Raw genomic sequence first — 15,378 nt, 5'->3', positions numbered from 1 at the left:
CATAGTGAATGCAATGTAAAATAGTAATTAATAAACACAAAGGAGTTTGAACATGACCAACAAAAAACTGTATGTATGCCAGCTTAAGAAGGAAAAGCGAATTGCTTTAGAAAATGCTTTAAAGGAAATGGGCTTGCAAGGTGAAGAACTACAGGACGCACTTGACAGCCGCTTAGAAGACTTAGAGGACACGCTTGACATTACACCATACATATAAAAGGGAGTGTTTATTCTATGACAACAGCAACAACTGAAAAGCATACGATTTACGGATTTAATGTAAAAACTCAGAAATGGGTAAAGCGTAGAACTTTAATTATGCCAGAACTTTTATCATTGCAAATGGAAGCATTAGAAGAGTATGAAAATAAACACAATATGCCACATGCGTATATACCGCAAGGGATCGACCCAAACGAAGATACCACACTTGGATTTATGCAACGTAAGACAGAAAGCAATTGCAAGAACTACAAAACGGATTATTACCATCACGACACATTTTTATTTTACAAGTATCAGCGCCAAGTAATTTGGATGACTAGAGAATGTGGAACATGCATTTTCAACGCTTCCAGCTATGACAGCCAAGATGAAAAGGAAGGATCGTTAACAAGTTTAAAATACTATGTCAATCAGGAACGAACAGGAAATATCGTCTATCATATAAACGGCGATGACATTAAACGGATCAGCGGCCCAGAAGCTTTAGGAATATTAGATAATTGCAAAGTAACCGCCGAGTAAGGCGGTTCAAACCTTCCCATTGAATGCAATGTAAAATACCAAACTAAACAGGAGTGATTATAAAATGGCATTAACAGCGAATGAGATTTTTAAAGGGCGTTACGGTGTAAACGAAAGCGGACGCATCAACGGCACTTGGAATAGTGATAAATTGGTGAAGCGCGGCAAGATTAACAAGAATCAAGCTTATGAAATTGTTCGCCGTTTTGATGACATAGGGCATCAGGAAGGAGAATATTATTATTTGACTGTTGTTAGTTATGTTCCAGAGGAGGACCATTTTTACACCGAAAGAGAGCTTTCGAAACGGTTTGAAAGTCTTGATACTATCCGTAATTTTGTAGATGGATTGAAAAATGAAGAACAGACGTTAAACATTCTTAATCATCATTACTCTTTATTGCAGGAAGCAGAAAACCCGAACGCGAAGGAATACGCTAGACAGGAATCTATTTATAAAGGAGCTAAGGCCTTTTATCAAAGGAATTCGGAACTATTAACTTACCTTGATCCAGCGTATTCAAAGGAACTTGATTTAAAGTTAGGACAATTCGAAGACAGCGAAGGCAATTACAAACAACGTTAGGAAAGGACCGCCGAAAGGCGGTTTTTTTGTTTATCTAGACTATAAACCCATACGACAGCTTAAGGCAAAAGGAATTAGCGCACTAAACAGCACATAGAAAGCGCGATTTCGATTTATGACCTCTCCAGGTTCGTTCTAAGGCGCTTTATACCGTCTTTGGTAGGTAACAGCCACTTTATGATAGAACCTAATACAACGTAAAATAGCGGCCTTACAGAATGGGTCCTCGGCTGCCGATCCAATTTTAATATAAAACTTGTCTTTTAAATGGAATGGAGTTAAAATAATTAAGGTATCAAATGATACCTTTACTGAAGGAGATGATTAAAATTAAATATTACGTGAACATGTACAAGAACGATGAAAACTTTGGTTTCATTTATCATCAGGAGCAAGGCAAGAAAGAACTGAAAGGAACCGAAAGCGATCCCTTCCAAGATGTAATTCTTTCTGATTCGTATATCCAAATCAGCAAACAAGATTATGAATATCTAAAGGAATATCAAGAAAACAGCTTGCCAGATTGGGAAGGATACGAAGAAGAACTATCGACTTTTTATAAAATCTATAAACGCAGGAAAGCAAGGAACATTTTAAATGACATGCAAAAAGAGAAATTGAACGTTTATTATTCGGAAGCGTTTAGGAACGATTGGGAAGGTACAGACATCTTCTTTTTCAGCATGATAGATATTAACGCTGATGAATTCAGCGCAGGAAAGCTAACGGAGGACATGACAGAAGAAGAAAGAGCAAAGCACGGATGCAGAGAGCTTTCAAAAGGAAATGACCTGAACGCTACAACAGATCAGAAGCGCGAAATATTAAAACATGCAATCAATTACTACAGCGAATATGACACCTTTGACGGGTTGTTTCTGGAATTCATTTAACATTGACATACTAACGAATGCAATGTAAAATAGTAAATAACAATAAATTAGGAGTGAATTTCATGAGTAAAGAAATTGAGCAGTTATTAAAGGAAAAGAAGTTAAAGGAATCATTGTTAGAACTACGTGCGGCATTTAATAAAGTAAATCGGTTGTGGGATGAAGCGTATGACACTTATTTAATATGTGATGAATATCCTTTTGAAACGGATTTCGATAATATGACATGCCTTGTTAACGGTTGGGTTGATGCTAACACAAAAGATATTATAAAGTGATTCGGTTTAGTTTACACTGTCGCCTAAACACTTTAGGAGGCAGGAATGTTTTACCGAATACAACAAAGGCAAAGGAGATAGATACTATGCATATGCACCAGAATGGAAGGAACCTATTTACTAATGAAAATGAATGGATGAAAAAAGCCGTTGAACACCTGAACCAAAAGTATGGAATAACTGTTGCAGGAATTGAAGCCGAAACAGTGCGCGTTACTGCTTTGGAATATGCGCAGGATTGCGACCGTGACGGCTGTTACATTGATAAGTATTGTTTGAATGAATTTGATACCATTAATACCCTTGAAATGGGCATTAATTATTTCCTTTGGTATTCTAGCGATGCTGTCATGATGGAAGCTTGTAGCTATGACGAAGCGTGTACAATGATTCACGGTGACGAATCGTTATTCTGGGACGGATCAGCGCTTTTAATTGCTCTAAGCCAGACACAACGCAAAACAAAGGAATATAAGGATTTATTACAATTCGGTTTAACAGGAAGGGGAAAATAATATGATGAAGATTCTAGAGATTCGCCCAGAGGACACAGGCGGGCATTGCGTAGTACATTATGCAAAAATTCAGAACGGCGGTAAGCTTGTTTCAATCGGATTCAATGAGGATTGTTTTTGTGGTTACAAAGTAATGGAAGGCGAGGAAGTAGCGTTCTGGTGCGTAGACATTAACACGGTTAATTTAAGCTTAGTTCAAAATGAGCTTTCACAACGTCTGCCGCAAGATATAGCCGAACAAATTTTCTTGGCGTATGTAATAGAAATTGGATACGAATATATTCGTAACAACATCATAGAAGACGATGAAACAGGCATTCTTTTTGAAAGCGAATCAGGCCAATGCATTTACGAACCGTTTTATGATGAAACTTTGCGGTTTGATGTTGACCCTATCGAACACTATGGATTAGAAAATATCATTCTTGCTATTGAAACAATAAGCAAAAGGGAAGGAGAATAATTCTATGGTAGTTATTGATATTACAGTTTGGGGGGATTGGGAAGCCCTGATCCAGTATGTAAGGAACCTGATGATTTCAAAAATCTATGTCAAGTTGATTAATTGCAATGCCCTCTTTGAATTATGGCACGGCGAGGAACTTGAGGAGATGGGTTTGACCCGTCATGTAATGCAATGATAAATAGAAACGGTTTTCGAACAATGGTTATTGATGCTTCCTTATGGACCAGCTGGGCAGAGATGTTTAAATACATTCACGGGTTACGTAACGTTCAAGTTAAGCTAATCAATTGTAGCAAGGTAATGCATTTAATGTATCCAAATGAACTGAAGGAACTTGGAATAGAGGTATAACAGCAAATGGGCATCTAGAGCCGTTTTTAAAGGCTCTATTTGCCTTAAAATATGAATTTTAATTAGATTACATGGAGGGTTAACAGTGAGACATTTAACTATTGAAGTTATCGAAGAAATGCTGAAAGGAAGGATATCCACCAATCCAAACAGGTTCGAAGAAGCAAACGGGATTGTTTTTTCAGTCAACGAAACAACTCAGGAGGTTTTAGAATATTTCGAAAGTCGCGGCATCGAACTATATGAGCTAGTAAAGGATATATTTTACACTGAGACAATCATGACAGTATCAGAATTTGAGAACCTAAAATACGTTATGCATGTTAAACACATTGCATAGTGAAAGGCAGGAATAAACATGGGTAAAATCATTCAATTCCCTTATAACAGAACGGTGCAGGAGTCGCCAAAAGAAGGGCAAACCCTCGATACGGTTTCAGCTGCCGAAGGGTTGAAAACGGCTGCCGAACAAATGCCGGTTTTTTTCGATGAAATTCGGAACCATATAACAGAAAACAAAAGTTATCGCCAGCTATTTGATGAAATCATTTCTAATTCGTATGAATTATACGGAATGAATGAACGGAGCTTAGAAAAGGTATTCGAACAATATGGGTACCCAACGATTTATAACTTCTATAACAGAACCTTAAATGAAGTATTGGAACCAAATGAAAGAGAAATTAATTATATCAACCGCGCCAATGTATCAATTAACATTGATCGAACGATAGATAAGAATGATAAAAAAGTATTACTGAAGGACCTGAACGACATGAACAACGAACCAACGATTTATACTGAAGGAATCAGAGCCTATAACAAAGCGCGTAAATTATATGACCAATGGAAAGATAAAGGTTTTAGTGAGATCAGAACATTTTTCGTCAATAACAAGATTAAATACCATTATTACTGTGCAATGAATTAAACCAAAATATAAACGGAGGTTTTACCGAATGAATAAAATAATAGTAACTATCATGCTAATGATTGACATCATAACAGGAACGACACCTAAAGGCGAAGCGCCTATAACAATGACCACCGCACAAATCGAAACTGTTTCATACAGTGAGGTTAAGGGGATATTTTACGCCTACACGGTCAAAGATCCATCGGGGATGTTCTGGGTTATTGATGTTCAGGGGAATAAAGGCGAATCGTTGCAAGAGTTTGAAAAACGGGTTATAGGAAAGAGCGTAGATATCTATTATCAAATCAATGAACAATACAGTGATGAATATGACATTGTAAAAACAAAAATATACTAGTTATCAAACCGCCTATTATGGCGGTTTTTTACTTGCTATTCCATTTCATTTAAGAGTATAATAAAAGTATCAAATGATACTTTTTAGGAGGATAACAGACAATGTATACAGTTACCAGAATCAACGGCACCACTTACAATATAACAGGTGAAGGTGTGAATGTTACGGTTATAAGCTATGACCCATTCAGCTACAGCAAAGCAATCGACAAGGCGACTGGTAAAGGTAGCCGCACTATCAAAGATGAATTAAAGAACCTTATTCAAGAGTTTGTCAAAGAAGAAGAAAAGCAGAAAGAACAAGCGTTAACAGATCAGGCAACAGAATTTAGAAATACAATCGACTGGCCTTCAATTAAAAATAAAGAACTTTATAATGTAACATTAAACTATGGATATAACCATGAAGGATATGAAGACAGGACTAAGACATCCCAGAAGCTTATGACAGGAAAGGACCTAAAACGCCACATTCGTCATAACAGCGTCATTGGTTTCGAACCAGAGGAAATGAAGCATACTAATATTTATAACCTCGGGCGTTTCATTGGTAGTGGAATTTCTACAGCAGAATGGGTGAAGGAAGAAGAACGTGTCTTTGTTTGCATGAATGGAATTAGAATTACAGGTTTAACTGCTAAGGAGCTACTAAACGAGGGTCGAACATCCTTCTATGATATATTTAAGGATAACAGGGATATCAAGTATATAATAGAAGAAGCTCGAAAGGCTTCAGGTCAGATCAAATCTTTACTTGGTGCAATTGGAGAAGAAAATCAGATTATAGGAATTGACATGTACAGCCGTTTTGTAAAGGAACTGGAACGGGCCGAAGCCATAACAGATTGCGAAGTTAAAGACGATGAAACCGCCGTTCTTGAAGTTTACAGCAAAGATAAGGAAAAAGGGTTCTATTATGCAGAGGAACCAAGTGGGAATCTGGTTGCCATCGATGCCAGCGCTGGGTATGACCTTCAGCCAGGGCGTTATTATAAATGCAAAAATACGGGCATGGCTGCCGAAGGAGAATTTATTGATTTATTCATACCATTAGAGGAGTACAAAGGATAACCGCGATTTTAGCGGTTTTTCTTGCAATAACGTTATAACAATGTTATAATAATGTTATAACATTGAATAGAGGTGATTGAGAATGAGCAAAAAGAAAATTGTTAAAATCGGTAACAGCTTGGGCGTTATTATCCCATCTAACATTATCGAAGAAAAAGGCCTAAATGCCGGTGATCCACTAATGGTCACTATCGATGAAAACGGGGATATTATATTGAAGCCCGTAAAAGAAGAGTTGCCCGAAGGAATCAGGGCCGAAGTGTTAGACAAAGCCTTATCGATGATGGATAAATACAAAGACACATTGAAAGGACTTCAAGATAGATGACAAAATATCTGAACATACAGGAAGTAATTTTATTTAACCATCTTCTTATTGAAAGCCACGGAGGACAAGAACAGTCAGGTGTGAAGGATATGAACATGCTTGAATCGGCATTAGAACGACCTAAACAAACAGTGTTCGGTGAAGATGCATATCCGACTGTTTTTCTTAAGGCTGCCGCTTTATTTGAATCACTTGCTAAGAACCATTCTTTCCATAACGCTAATAAGAGAACGGCGTTTTTATCAACCGTCACATTCTTATCTCTAAACGGTTATGAGTTTGAAATGAGTCAGAAGCAAGCCGAAGATTTTACTGTCAATGTTGTACTGCATGTCTATACATTGCAGGAACTTGCCGACATACTCCAACGTCATTGCGAATGAAATATAAAATGATATAGCTTAATAAGAAAAGAAACATTGTGATGGAACGATAACAGCAACACTGTATTGTAACGGGGTTTTTCTAAATAAGGAGGTATGTTTTCATGGATGAAATCATGAAGGACATGGGTAAGATTCAGGAGCAATTGCAAAATCTCTTGTTTGAAATGGAAATGGAAAAAGGTGATTTGAGTCTGGAATATTTAGAACTTGCCGAGATTGCTCTGAAAACTAAGATATACATAAAGAAGCATTCTTGATTATTGATCCATAACAGCAACTATGTTAGGAAAGTGAGGGACAACGAACGATGGATATCAGTCACCTAGAAGCTTTGGAACTAAGGCTTTCAAATGAACGTGTTCGATTAAACAATGCTAAGACAGAAAACGAAAAAGAAATACGCAAAGTCTGGATTGTAGGAATTGAGAAAGAGATCGAGAAGGAAAGGCAATTTCTTGGAATCAAAGAAGAGCAAACAGAAAAGGCCGTGAGTGATGAAGATTTATTGAATGAATTGCTAGATTAATAAAAGAATGGAGAATGAGAAATGAAAGAAAATGAGAATTTGAAAGTCGAACATTACAGGTATGTTGGCGGTCATCATTTCAGAAGGACTTCCGCAGTCTCAGCTATTGGCGGTAAGTTGTTGTATTACGAAGTAAAATGTGTGAATTGTGGCATTACAGGAAAACGTAAGGATTTGCAATCACCAGTGGAGCGCGCAGATAAGTATGCTGATGAAAAATATGATACATGTGAAAAGGCTGAACGCTAATTTTTATTTAGGGATTACCAGGGAATAACAAACCAACACCACAGTACGAGCGGAGCCGATCCACTCATATATAAATCAGGAGGAATAAAACTATGACTTTTCCAGCATCCACAAGCAATCAAATAACAAGTGAATACTATTTTACACTGGTAGAACAAATTAACAATGGAACATGCACTAAGCAAGTTGCAAAGATTCTAAGAAAAAACGGTAGTCACACATACTTCACATATCATCTAATTTCAGTTAGATGAAAAATAACCGTCTAGGCGGTGACTGTATAACAGTCGAGTAGCCTTAAGCCTAGAGCGTTAGCCGTTGCAAATGCGGCTAGGTGGCTAATAAAGTCAATGAATATAACAGGAGGTAATGAGATGAAGAGAAATAGAGAATTGCATTATACTATTGAGGTGGAAGGAAAAAAATATGTTATAAGTCTATTGGAGGAACAACAAAAGAACCTATATATGAATGCTGCCGTATATTCTTGTACGGTGTTTAACGAAACAGATACGATTACTTCTGATAGATTTAAATTGATGTATAACAGGTTGGATAGCTTGTTCTGGGCTTGGACTGGTGACATAGTTACAAGAGTTGATAAACGTTGCTTTAGGGAATATATCGCTTCTTTGTTTAACTCAAAAGAATTAAAATTAACAGCTTAAAAGAGTGATTTTATAAGGAGAGGAAGTTGGAGTCTGTGGTGAAAACTGTTAAGGCAAAGGAAGTTGCTATTGGTGATTGCATAGAATTTCATGGAGTAGTAGCAGACATCATACCAGTTGAAGACAGATTGAGATTTATTTTTATACCTGAAGTATATGAAATATCAAGAAATGCAAATGATCCTGTTGGATTAATTTTATAATCTCATATAAATTCTTGTTTGATCAAACCAATAGTGCAGTGGGAGGGATTTAATGAAAGTAAGAGAAATGATTGAGCTATTACAGCTACGTGATGGAGAAGCAGAGCTATATGTCGGCTGCCAAGGCTGCAGATGTGATTAAAGTCGTCACTACTAAAAATAATAAGGTTGTTATATATGACTCTTCAGCAATCGAGGAACTTGGATTGACATAATCGGGTAATAACAGAAACGTTGTATAAGAACAATGAAACGGCGTAAAGTAACTGATAATTAAAGGAAACTTAAGGGGAAGAATGCTGTGAGATACAACATCGATAACATTGCTAGTGACGGTGTTACATATGCAAGTGGAAAAAACATTGGTAAAAAGGTTAAAAGAGAACGATACTCTAATATGATTGGTTATGATTTTGGCGGTTATGTCTATGAAGGAGCCGCATACACCGAAGAAGGAAGACAATATATTTTCACGAATAACCAAAGCGGATCAACATGGGTCACTGATTATAAAGGATTTAGGGAACATATTGATAAATACGATTTTCCAGGTCGCAAGATGAGATGAACGTATAGCAGAAACGCTGTGTTAGAACAGAGAAACGTTGTGATGTAACGGGGTATATTAAAAGAAACTAAGGAAGTGTTTGATTTGATGATGACAACGAAATTAGCAATTTCTGAAATTGTAAAAATGAGTGACAATGTAGTGCATCGAGGGGAAGGTATTCAAGTTCCAACAGAATGGGCCCCTGTACAGAAAACGATGTTCATAGATAGCGTTATGTATGGCAATAAGGTAGGTAGTCTTACATTCCATAATGGTGTTTTAATTGACGGTATAAACATGTTTAACGCTCTAAAGGAATTCAAAGAAGATAAGATACTGTATTTAACAGATCAGGCTAGCAAAGGCGAACCAGAATTTCTATACTACGAACCAGAATATCTATACTTCAGCCAATTGGTGCCAGAAGAACAGGAAAAGTTTTTGAATTACGAGATAGATGTTAATATAACAGGAACCAAAGAGAATCAAGGGGATTTATTCTCTAAACTCAATGGATAACAGATGAGCTGCGAGAAGGCTAATGGTTAAGTCAAGGAAGGAATATGGGTTGCAAATGGTGAATAGGAAGGAAGGTATAAAAATGGCTAAAAAAGAGTGTAAAGAATGCTTTGGTAACGGATCAGTTACGCTATATGCCGGTAATGTCGGCGGTGGTAAGCCAGCTTATATTATACGATTATGTTTGCAAGGTGTGCAAGGGTGCCGGTGAAGTAAACGTATAACAGATTCACTTCAACGAAACGGGGTTGTAACTATGGATCGTGAAGAAAATGTAATTCAACAAATGCAACAACTAATTGCCGTGGAAGAAGAAAAGGAAATCAAGGAACTACTTAGTATGACCTTGGCATTCTATCTTGTCGGGCAATCGTTTGGAAAGGATAGGCTTAGTAATGAAAATTAAAAGAGATGACCCGACTATCCCAGATAAATTAAAGGACAAATTCTTTCACCTTAGATCAGAATTAGAAGAACAGTTGTTTCAACAGAACTGGGATGCGGCAGAAAATACAGTCGCTAATTTGAAAAAGTTGTCCTTAGAAATAACCAACTCTTTACATAACAACGGGGAGCGATTTATCGAAAAGGCTAATCTAATAAGAGTAAATAATCTATCCCAATACTATCAAGGTGAAAGCGGCGAATGGTTTATCTTATCGGGAAGCCAAAGAAATCCAGATGTTAAAATTGGGCAAACCGTAGATATCTTCTATAGATCGACATCTAATTACGGATTGCATTTTGCGAGGAAAAGAGTGAATAACAAATAGATCGTAACATGAGGAGGTATTATTGATGAGTGAAGCAGTGTCAAGAAAGGTTATAGAACTAAAAGGTATACTCAATGAATTGGGACTGGAAGTAGTTTCTGAAAAGCCAGGTCAATACAGAATTGATAATAAAAAAGTTGTCAAATGGGGGAGAGACAGAGTTAGGATAGGGAAAATCTATTCTACAAATAGACTTAGGGTTGATATTGACTTCCCAGTACAAACATTCACTGCTGAAGAATTGTCAGAGCTCAGCGGGTTGCCGCATCTAACTGAAATTTCTAATCGTAACAAAGATTCCTATATTCGATGCACTGTTAATGGTGATAAATACGATACAATCAGAATATTTATCAAGGCTGACAGATTAAGCGATTGTGACTTTAGAGACCCAGGTTATCAAAGTTTATTACATAAAATATATTCGGCTAACAACTGATAAAAATAGCTTTCATTGGGTGAAATTGAGGGGTACAGACAACAGATTGGAAGGTTGGTTCATACTTAATGGGATGTAGAATTAATTAGAAAAGAGGGACAGAAATGATGACCTGGGCTGGAAGATTATTGAGGTTTGGAATATTTGCTTCAATATTATTAACAACACTTACATATTCAGAGTGGGGATGGGGTTCAATACTGGCTGGAATAGGTCTTCTTGCAATCATATCGTTCATTTCTTATTTGATGTCTAGAGGGAGAGATTTAGACGAACGAGAGATTCCCTCGGTAGCTCCTAATGGGCCGATTAATTTAGGTGGAGACAAATGGGAAAAGATGGGGTTTGATATCGGGAAGGAAGCAATTAAATATTGTAAATCCGAGCTGAAGCCAAATGAAGCGATATCACAAGAGACGTATAGTAAGGAATTATTATACTTAACTACTTTCGGAATCGATTTTGCGGCTCTTTCTGTATTGGGCGATTCAACAGTGAAGAACAAAATTATGAATTACTACTATGTGGGATGTAGTTCAATTCGATTTGATCTTGCTCGTTGCACAGAGACCCAAAAAGAGTATGCAGAATTGCTTAAAAAAGGCCCACCTCAAAAAGAATTGGGGATTTACTATAATATCGGTAAAGCATTTGCTTATCGCTGCACAGATAATACTGTTGATCCCGTCTTGATTCTCAGTGCAGTACAACATTTAACAACTACTATAAACAAATTTACTGAACTATTTGAAGTAGTTGCAAAAGAACGAGAATCTAATGAGATAGAGGCTTTATAATACGATAAAACGAATCTTTTATTGAGAGAGAGAGGAATATAAAATGCATAGTGTTCAAATAGTAGGAGTAGAATTGCCTAGCTTATTTGACAATTCAACGCGAGTGTATCATTTCAAAAATGCTCATGAATTTAAGATTAAAATTGGAAATCAAGTAGTATGTAAAGTAGGTACAGGTGGAACTGTAATAGGTACTGTTGTAACTGTTGACGAAGTTCTAGAAGAAAAAATGCAATATAAGAATATTGTTGAAGTAATTGGAATGAAGAAAGAACAAATGCCATTACAAGATGGAAATGAATATGTATGTGATATACGGATATGGAGAAATCAGTGGTCAACAGATGGTGGATATGAATATCAATGGAGTGATCTGATTAAGACGTGTCTATACGATCAATCGGAAAACCTCAGCATTGGAAGCGTTGTAAATTATCAAGATACAGAAGGCAAAGTGGTTAATTTAAGACAAGTTCCCAAAAAGAAGACGTTGAAAATGGAAACAGTTCAAATGAAGCAGCTTCCACCAAAGAAACAAGGGTTCTTTTCAAGATTATTTAGCAAGTAACAAATTGTGAGTTCCATTTAGAATGGAGGGCTAACTTTGAAAGTCTTTGTTTCACAATCAGGATTAGAATTGTCACAACTTGGAGAAAAATTTTGGGCAAGGAAAATCTCAGGTACTACTATAAATATTGAGATTGAAATTTCAGAAAACCAAATTGTAGAGCAAGGTGAAGGGATTAATTCAATTAGGATTGATCCAAATATTAAATAAATTATGAGCTAATATTAAGAGGGTGGAATCGTGGAATGGCACAAGTTCATCAAGAAACAAGTTAGATATTGTGTGGACAATGAAAGCAAGAAAGATGAAACTAAGCTCTTAATAAGCGAATACCTAGAGGGTTATGAAATTAAACACAGGTGGCATGAACGCACCCTGGAAATCGATGGCACATTGTTTGAATTTATCTTCGATTCCACTAACACTTGTAAGGGGTTAGAAACGATTTACTCTAAATAAAAGATAACTTTGAGCAAGTTTATAACAGCCGCCTTCCCTAAAGGCGGGTTAAAAGGGGCAACTAACATTGAGCAGATTGGTAGCGATAAACTTAGAAAAAACAAAATTAGAAAATCAGAAGTCACAACTAGAATCAACTCTGAAGTCTGTCAAAGCGCAGTATCGAGACGCGCTAATTGACAACACAGTTGAAGCATTAATTGAAATTCAACAAACAGAAGGTACGATTACAGAAATGGAATTAATAGTTCATTTGAGCAACTTGGCTGCCGACTTAAGGAATTTGTACGAGTGACTATGCATATATAACAGAAACGCTGTGCAGGAACAGGGAAACATTGTGCTGGAACGGGATTGATAACTTTTATGTGAAATGGGGTAGTTTCATATCTATGGAAGGATTCAAATTAGTTACAGTGCCGAATCGAGATAAAGAGGGTTGGCTTCATGGCACTAAGTCTATTTTAGTGAAATGGAATTGTCCTGTGTGCGGCGAGGAAATGGGAACACCAGAGGTTAAGCAATTTTGCGAGGATGGGGAATTCTATTCAGTTGATACTTGGACAAACAAATGCGGTCATATCGCTAAATATTCTGATTTGGAGGTACATAAATAAAATGACTACTCCTATAATTCAAACTGAGTATGATGGTTATACTCATATTCTTTTAAAGCAAATTGAAATGAAAAATAGTATGGAGCATTTGCAAATTCAAATGGATTTCTTGCTGATGAATATCAGAAAAGGCAACTTTAACAGCCAGGCTGAAGCAGATCATGCAATCGTTGAACTTTGTTATTTGATAAATGCGGCAGAAAACGTGTCCGCCCAAGCTTCAGAGCTTAAAGGTTTGGCAATACAGTTAAAAGATAGGTTGGCAGCGAGAGATTATAGAGCTATATGATGGGGAGGAGAAGACATTTTGGCAGATCAATATAAAGTTATACTTCATACAACAGAGGGTAAACAAGAAAAGCCGTTCACACCGGCAGGCAGTGACATTGTATTATCAGAATTAGCCACTATAATGAAGGAGTATGGGGCATACAGTATCGAAGTATATAGAGGTAGCGAACGGATAGCAGTAATGGATGTTGGAGAAGTAATAGAAAGAACTATAACAAGAAATAATTGAAAAAGTATTTACAAGAAAATAGATATAACGTAAAATAGAAGTATCAATTGATACTATATAGGGTTACAAAATTCGACTGAATTTATCATAGGGAGGAAATAATATGTCAGTTCTCAAGAATAAGAAGAAGCAAGAAGAAAAGAAGGCGGCAAGCGCTGGCAAGGAGGATTTGGTAAAGGAGCCAGTAACAGAATTGGAAGGCAAACCCGAAACGGTTAAGAAGGAAGGGAACCCACGTTCAGGAGCGCTTAAAGCTGCCAGCAACAGAGCTAAAGGGAAAACAGCAACTGAATCAGCGCCAGTTGATGATGAAGGCACAGCTTCCAATGAGAACGGATCAAGTGAGAATGATGGCGATGCTCAAAAGGAAGGGCAAACTGCTCTGACGGTAGACGGTGGTGGGATTGTTGTAGAAGAAGACGATAAATCACAGGAGCCAAAGTCAGGTGATTCTGATGAAGGTGAAGATGATTTGGACGAAGGCGAAGATGATAACGGATTTCTTAATACAAACCGTACAACGGCGATGGAATCTTGGACGAAAACATTGAACGTTGTGACTCTCGTTAGCACTGACATGTATACCTTCAACATCCCGTCAATCCAAAGAAAGTTTGTTTGGACAAACTATCAGCAATCCATGTTGGTGTACAGCGCGATTTACAACTTCTATATTCCACCTATCGTTGGTCACAAAAACGCTGACGGCGCAATTGAACTGCTCGATGGGTTGCAACGTAGAACTACACTTCATAAGTTCCGTAATAATGAACTAAAGTTACATAAGTCCACGCCACCTATCTTCGGAATCGAAATTGGCGGCATGCACTATGAAGATTTGCCAAAACACTTACAGCAATTGTTTGATATGAAGGAAATCACTTTGGTCATCCATGAAAATATGACCGAAGAGGAAATTGAACAGTTATTCACCAATCTAAACAGCGGAACGTCTTTGACTAAGTTCCATCTTTTACGAGTTGAAGCGTCAGAGAAGACCATGGACTTTGTTCGCAAGCTTTCAGAGGAAACGTTCGTTAGTGAATACATTACGCTGAGCGATAAGCAACGTGCAAACAGCGAAGATGAAAAGATTATCTTCCACACCATTAAATTGCTGATGGAACCAATGAGTAGCTTGACGATGCCTGATCTTACAAAGTTTGTGAAGGAACATCTCCGTGAAACGGGAGTGCCTACCGAAGTACAGGTTCATTTGTTATCAGGTGTGCGGCTCTTGAATGATGCTTATGAGATGTTGGAAGAGAAGTATCGCACTAACGCACTCCGTAAGACACACGTCCCTATGGTTTGGTTGATGGCGATTAGAGCACAGCAATCCTCGGATGGGGAGGTTAAACCAGCAGATTTCTATGCTTGGGTTAAGAAATTCTTTGTTGATGACTATGACAAACAACTGGCCTACAAAAACGCCGCTATGCATAGCGCCAACAAGGCTGATAATGTTAAGAAACGGTTAGAAGCATTGACAAGCCACTACGATAAGTTTATGAAGAAGGCAGCCGTGTCCAAGTAGTTTAGAAATAGGAATAAGCCTGCAACTTAGCAGGCTTATTCTACACATGCTAATGAAAT

Annotated in this window: 32 protein-coding genes; all 32 read left to right on the top strand. The window is 37.3% G+C overall.

Translation table 11 applies throughout. The annotated features are described in order from the left end of the window. Positions 1-52 precede the first annotated feature (52 nt). The 32 genes from M2277_RS24635 to M2277_RS24480 all read left to right on the top strand — a co-directional run bounded on the left by M2277_RS24635 (position 53) and on the right by M2277_RS24480 (position 15,319). Positions 53-217 carry a hypothetical protein gene (locus M2277_RS24635; protein WP_280755799.1) on the top strand — a complete coding sequence of 55 codons (165 nt, stop codon included), beginning with the start codon at positions 53-55 and terminating at the stop codon, positions 215-217. A gap of 17 nt (positions 218-234) precedes the next feature. Then, on the top strand, positions 235-747 hold the full coding sequence (locus M2277_RS24630) for a hypothetical protein (protein ID WP_280755798.1): 513 nt from the start codon (positions 235-237) through the stop codon (positions 745-747). Between the two features lie 64 nt (positions 748-811). Further along, positions 812-1,333 (top strand): hypothetical protein, encoded by a 522-nt coding sequence (locus M2277_RS24625; protein ID WP_280755797.1) that lies wholly within the window; start codon positions 812-814, stop codon positions 1,331-1,333. A gap of 320 nt (positions 1,334-1,653) precedes the next feature. After that, the gene (locus M2277_RS24620; RefSeq protein WP_280755796.1) at positions 1,654-2,226 is read left to right on the top strand and encodes a hypothetical protein; all 573 of its coding nucleotides are present in this window, start codon (positions 1,654-1,656) and stop codon (positions 2,224-2,226) included. 62 nt (positions 2,227-2,288) lie between these two features. After that, the gene (locus M2277_RS24615; protein WP_280755795.1) at positions 2,289-2,504 is read left to right on the top strand and encodes a hypothetical protein; all 216 of its coding nucleotides are present in this window, start codon (positions 2,289-2,291) and stop codon (positions 2,502-2,504) included. A gap of 86 nt (positions 2,505-2,590) precedes the next feature. Beyond that, a complete protein-coding gene (locus M2277_RS24610) occupies positions 2,591-3,019 on the top strand; it encodes a hypothetical protein (protein WP_280755794.1) in 429 nt (142 codons plus the stop codon). 1 nt (position 3,020) lies between these two features. Next, positions 3,021-3,482, top strand: coding sequence for a hypothetical protein (locus tag M2277_RS24605; protein WP_280755793.1), 462 nt, complete (start codon positions 3,021-3,023; stop codon positions 3,480-3,482). A gap of 4 nt (positions 3,483-3,486) precedes the next feature. Further along, positions 3,487-3,660 (top strand): hypothetical protein, encoded by a 174-nt coding sequence (locus M2277_RS24600; protein ID WP_280755792.1) that lies wholly within the window; start codon positions 3,487-3,489, stop codon positions 3,658-3,660. Between the two features lie 261 nt (positions 3,661-3,921). Then, complete coding sequence (locus tag M2277_RS24595) at positions 3,922-4,176, top strand: hypothetical protein (protein WP_280755791.1); 255 nt, start codon at positions 3,922-3,924, stop codon at positions 4,174-4,176. 18 nt (positions 4,177-4,194) lie between these two features. Beyond that, a complete protein-coding gene (locus M2277_RS24590; protein WP_280755790.1) occupies positions 4,195-4,767 on the top strand; it encodes a hypothetical protein in 573 nt (190 codons plus the stop codon). A 28-nt stretch (positions 4,768-4,795) separates the two neighbouring features. Next, positions 4,796-5,110 (top strand): hypothetical protein, encoded by a 315-nt coding sequence (locus M2277_RS24585; RefSeq protein WP_280755789.1) that lies wholly within the window; start codon positions 4,796-4,798, stop codon positions 5,108-5,110. 101 nt (positions 5,111-5,211) lie between these two features. Next, positions 5,212-6,180: a hypothetical protein gene (locus M2277_RS24580; protein WP_280755788.1), complete on the top strand. Its 969-nt coding sequence runs from the start codon at positions 5,212-5,214 to the stop codon at positions 6,178-6,180. Positions 6,181-6,262: 82 nt separating this feature from the next. After that, positions 6,263-6,508, top strand: a complete 246-nt coding sequence (locus tag M2277_RS24575) for an AbrB/MazE/SpoVT family DNA-binding domain-containing protein (RefSeq protein WP_280755787.1) — start codon at positions 6,263-6,265, stop codon at positions 6,506-6,508. After that, on the top strand, positions 6,505-6,891 hold the full coding sequence (locus M2277_RS24570) for a type II toxin-antitoxin system death-on-curing family toxin (RefSeq protein ID WP_280755786.1): 387 nt from the start codon (positions 6,505-6,507) through the stop codon (positions 6,889-6,891). The genes M2277_RS24575 and M2277_RS24570 overlap by 4 nt, the downstream gene beginning before the upstream one ends. 104 nt (positions 6,892-6,995) lie before the next feature. Further along, the gene (locus M2277_RS24565) at positions 6,996-7,151 is read left to right on the top strand and encodes a hypothetical protein (RefSeq protein WP_280755785.1); all 156 of its coding nucleotides are present in this window, start codon (positions 6,996-6,998) and stop codon (positions 7,149-7,151) included. Between the two features lie 50 nt (positions 7,152-7,201). Further along, entirely contained in the window at positions 7,202-7,420 is a 219-nt protein-coding gene (locus tag M2277_RS24560; protein WP_280755784.1) for a hypothetical protein, read from the top strand. 21 nt (positions 7,421-7,441) lie between these two features. After that, on the top strand, positions 7,442-7,669 hold the full coding sequence (locus M2277_RS24555; protein ID WP_280755783.1) for a hypothetical protein: 228 nt from the start codon (positions 7,442-7,444) through the stop codon (positions 7,667-7,669). 374 nt (positions 7,670-8,043) lie between these two features. Then, positions 8,044-8,337, top strand: a complete 294-nt coding sequence (locus tag M2277_RS24550; protein ID WP_280755782.1) for a hypothetical protein — start codon at positions 8,044-8,046, stop codon at positions 8,335-8,337. A gap of 26 nt (positions 8,338-8,363) precedes the next feature. After that, positions 8,364-8,540, top strand: a complete 177-nt coding sequence (locus M2277_RS24545; RefSeq protein ID WP_280755781.1) for a hypothetical protein — start codon at positions 8,364-8,366, stop codon at positions 8,538-8,540. Between the two features lie 301 nt (positions 8,541-8,841). Beyond that, entirely contained in the window at positions 8,842-9,108 is a 267-nt protein-coding gene (locus tag M2277_RS24540) for a hypothetical protein (RefSeq protein ID WP_280755780.1), read from the top strand. Between the two features lie 87 nt (positions 9,109-9,195). Next, positions 9,196-9,609 carry a hypothetical protein gene (locus M2277_RS24535; RefSeq protein ID WP_280755779.1) on the top strand — a complete coding sequence of 138 codons (414 nt, stop codon included), beginning with the start codon at positions 9,196-9,198 and terminating at the stop codon, positions 9,607-9,609. 256 nt (positions 9,610-9,865) lie between these two features. Next, entirely contained in the window at positions 9,866-10,015 is a 150-nt protein-coding gene (locus M2277_RS24530; protein ID WP_280755778.1) for a hypothetical protein, read from the top strand. Continuing rightward, positions 10,005-10,382 (top strand): hypothetical protein, encoded by a 378-nt coding sequence (locus M2277_RS24525; RefSeq protein WP_280755777.1) that lies wholly within the window; start codon positions 10,005-10,007, stop codon positions 10,380-10,382. The genes M2277_RS24530 and M2277_RS24525 overlap by 11 nt, the downstream gene beginning before the upstream one ends. A gap of 25 nt (positions 10,383-10,407) precedes the next feature. Then, complete coding sequence (locus tag M2277_RS24520; RefSeq protein ID WP_280755776.1) at positions 10,408-10,821, top strand: hypothetical protein; 414 nt, start codon at positions 10,408-10,410, stop codon at positions 10,819-10,821. 104 nt (positions 10,822-10,925) lie between these two features. Beyond that, positions 10,926-11,618: a hypothetical protein gene (locus M2277_RS24515; RefSeq protein ID WP_280755775.1), complete on the top strand. Its 693-nt coding sequence runs from the start codon at positions 10,926-10,928 to the stop codon at positions 11,616-11,618. A 43-nt stretch (positions 11,619-11,661) separates the two neighbouring features. Then, positions 11,662-12,186: a hypothetical protein gene (locus M2277_RS24510; RefSeq protein ID WP_280755774.1), complete on the top strand. Its 525-nt coding sequence runs from the start codon at positions 11,662-11,664 to the stop codon at positions 12,184-12,186. 36 nt (positions 12,187-12,222) lie between these two features. Continuing rightward, a complete protein-coding gene (locus M2277_RS24505; protein ID WP_280755773.1) occupies positions 12,223-12,396 on the top strand; it encodes a hypothetical protein in 174 nt (57 codons plus the stop codon). A gap of 316 nt (positions 12,397-12,712) precedes the next feature. Continuing rightward, entirely contained in the window at positions 12,713-12,940 is a 228-nt protein-coding gene (locus tag M2277_RS24500) for a hypothetical protein (protein ID WP_280755772.1), read from the top strand. A gap of 97 nt (positions 12,941-13,037) precedes the next feature. Further along, positions 13,038-13,262: a hypothetical protein gene (locus M2277_RS24495; RefSeq protein ID WP_280755771.1), complete on the top strand. Its 225-nt coding sequence runs from the start codon at positions 13,038-13,040 to the stop codon at positions 13,260-13,262. Position 13,263: 1 nt separating this feature from the next. Next, positions 13,264-13,551: a hypothetical protein gene (locus tag M2277_RS24490; protein ID WP_280755770.1), complete on the top strand. Its 288-nt coding sequence runs from the start codon at positions 13,264-13,266 to the stop codon at positions 13,549-13,551. Between the two features lie 18 nt (positions 13,552-13,569). Beyond that, entirely contained in the window at positions 13,570-13,782 is a 213-nt protein-coding gene (locus M2277_RS24485; RefSeq protein ID WP_280755769.1) for a hypothetical protein, read from the top strand. 103 nt (positions 13,783-13,885) lie between these two features. Beyond that, positions 13,886-15,319 (top strand): GmrSD restriction endonuclease domain-containing protein, encoded by a 1,434-nt coding sequence (locus tag M2277_RS24480; protein WP_280755768.1) that lies wholly within the window; start codon positions 13,886-13,888, stop codon positions 15,317-15,319. The last annotated feature ends 59 nt before the right edge of the window (positions 15,320-15,378 follow it).

It is taken from the genome of Paenibacillus sp. LBL (assembly GCF_029893715.1).
Taxonomy (GTDB): domain Bacteria; phylum Bacillota; class Bacilli; order Paenibacillales; family Paenibacillaceae; genus Paenibacillus_AQ; species Paenibacillus_AQ glucanolyticus.
This window is presented reverse-complemented; position numbering and strand designations above follow the sequence as displayed.

What these genes read in the sequence shown, in the direction of transcription:
- M2277_RS24605 (WP_280755793.1), top strand. Translation starts at nt 3,021, where the DNA reads ATGATGAAGATTCTAGAGATTCGCCCAGAGGACACAGGCGGGCATTGC.
- M2277_RS24535 (WP_280755779.1), top strand. Translation starts at nt 9,196, where the DNA reads ATGATGACAACGAAATTAGCAATTTCTGAAATTGTAAAAATGAGTGAC.
- M2277_RS24635 (WP_280755799.1), top strand. Translation starts at nt 53, where the DNA reads ATGACCAACAAAAAACTGTATGTATGCCAGCTTAAGAAGGAAAAGCGA.
- M2277_RS24570 (WP_280755786.1), top strand. Translation starts at nt 6,505, where the DNA reads ATGACAAAATATCTGAACATACAGGAAGTAATTTTATTTAACCATCTT.
- M2277_RS24555 (WP_280755783.1), top strand. Translation starts at nt 7,442, where the DNA reads ATGAAAGAAAATGAGAATTTGAAAGTCGAACATTACAGGTATGTTGGC.
- M2277_RS24580 (WP_280755788.1), top strand. Translation starts at nt 5,212, where the DNA reads ATGTATACAGTTACCAGAATCAACGGCACCACTTACAATATAACAGGT.
- M2277_RS24520 (WP_280755776.1), top strand. Translation starts at nt 10,408, where the DNA reads ATGAGTGAAGCAGTGTCAAGAAAGGTTATAGAACTAAAAGGTATACTC.
- M2277_RS24575 (WP_280755787.1), top strand. Translation starts at nt 6,263, where the DNA reads ATGAGCAAAAAGAAAATTGTTAAAATCGGTAACAGCTTGGGCGTTATT.
- M2277_RS24560 (WP_280755784.1), top strand. Translation starts at nt 7,202, where the DNA reads ATGGATATCAGTCACCTAGAAGCTTTGGAACTAAGGCTTTCAAATGAA.
- M2277_RS24590 (WP_280755790.1), top strand. Translation starts at nt 4,195, where the DNA reads ATGGGTAAAATCATTCAATTCCCTTATAACAGAACGGTGCAGGAGTCG.
- M2277_RS24480 (WP_280755768.1), top strand. Translation starts at nt 13,886, where the DNA reads ATGTCAGTTCTCAAGAATAAGAAGAAGCAAGAAGAAAAGAAGGCGGCA.
- M2277_RS24490 (WP_280755770.1), top strand. Translation starts at nt 13,264, where the DNA reads ATGACTACTCCTATAATTCAAACTGAGTATGATGGTTATACTCATATT.
- M2277_RS24625 (WP_280755797.1), top strand. Translation starts at nt 812, where the DNA reads ATGGCATTAACAGCGAATGAGATTTTTAAAGGGCGTTACGGTGTAAAC.
- M2277_RS24550 (WP_280755782.1), top strand. Translation starts at nt 8,044, where the DNA reads ATGAAGAGAAATAGAGAATTGCATTATACTATTGAGGTGGAAGGAAAA.
- M2277_RS24610 (WP_280755794.1), top strand. Translation starts at nt 2,591, where the DNA reads ATGCATATGCACCAGAATGGAAGGAACCTATTTACTAATGAAAATGAA.
- M2277_RS24615 (WP_280755795.1), top strand. Translation starts at nt 2,289, where the DNA reads ATGAGTAAAGAAATTGAGCAGTTATTAAAGGAAAAGAAGTTAAAGGAA.
- M2277_RS24585 (WP_280755789.1), top strand. Translation starts at nt 4,796, where the DNA reads ATGAATAAAATAATAGTAACTATCATGCTAATGATTGACATCATAACA.
- M2277_RS24515 (WP_280755775.1), top strand. Translation starts at nt 10,926, where the DNA reads ATGATGACCTGGGCTGGAAGATTATTGAGGTTTGGAATATTTGCTTCA.
- M2277_RS24600 (WP_280755792.1), top strand. Translation starts at nt 3,487, where the DNA reads ATGGTAGTTATTGATATTACAGTTTGGGGGGATTGGGAAGCCCTGATC.
- M2277_RS24495 (WP_280755771.1), top strand. Translation starts at nt 13,038, where the DNA reads ATGGAAGGATTCAAATTAGTTACAGTGCCGAATCGAGATAAAGAGGGT.
- M2277_RS24530 (WP_280755778.1), top strand. Translation starts at nt 9,866, where the DNA reads ATGGATCGTGAAGAAAATGTAATTCAACAAATGCAACAACTAATTGCC.
- M2277_RS24630 (WP_280755798.1), top strand. Translation starts at nt 235, where the DNA reads ATGACAACAGCAACAACTGAAAAGCATACGATTTACGGATTTAATGTA.
- M2277_RS24510 (WP_280755774.1), top strand. Translation starts at nt 11,662, where the DNA reads ATGCATAGTGTTCAAATAGTAGGAGTAGAATTGCCTAGCTTATTTGAC.
- M2277_RS24565 (WP_280755785.1), top strand. Translation starts at nt 6,996, where the DNA reads ATGGATGAAATCATGAAGGACATGGGTAAGATTCAGGAGCAATTGCAA.
- M2277_RS24525 (WP_280755777.1), top strand. Translation starts at nt 10,005, where the DNA reads ATGAAAATTAAAAGAGATGACCCGACTATCCCAGATAAATTAAAGGAC.
- M2277_RS24620 (WP_280755796.1), top strand. Translation starts at nt 1,654, where the DNA reads ATGATTAAAATTAAATATTACGTGAACATGTACAAGAACGATGAAAAC.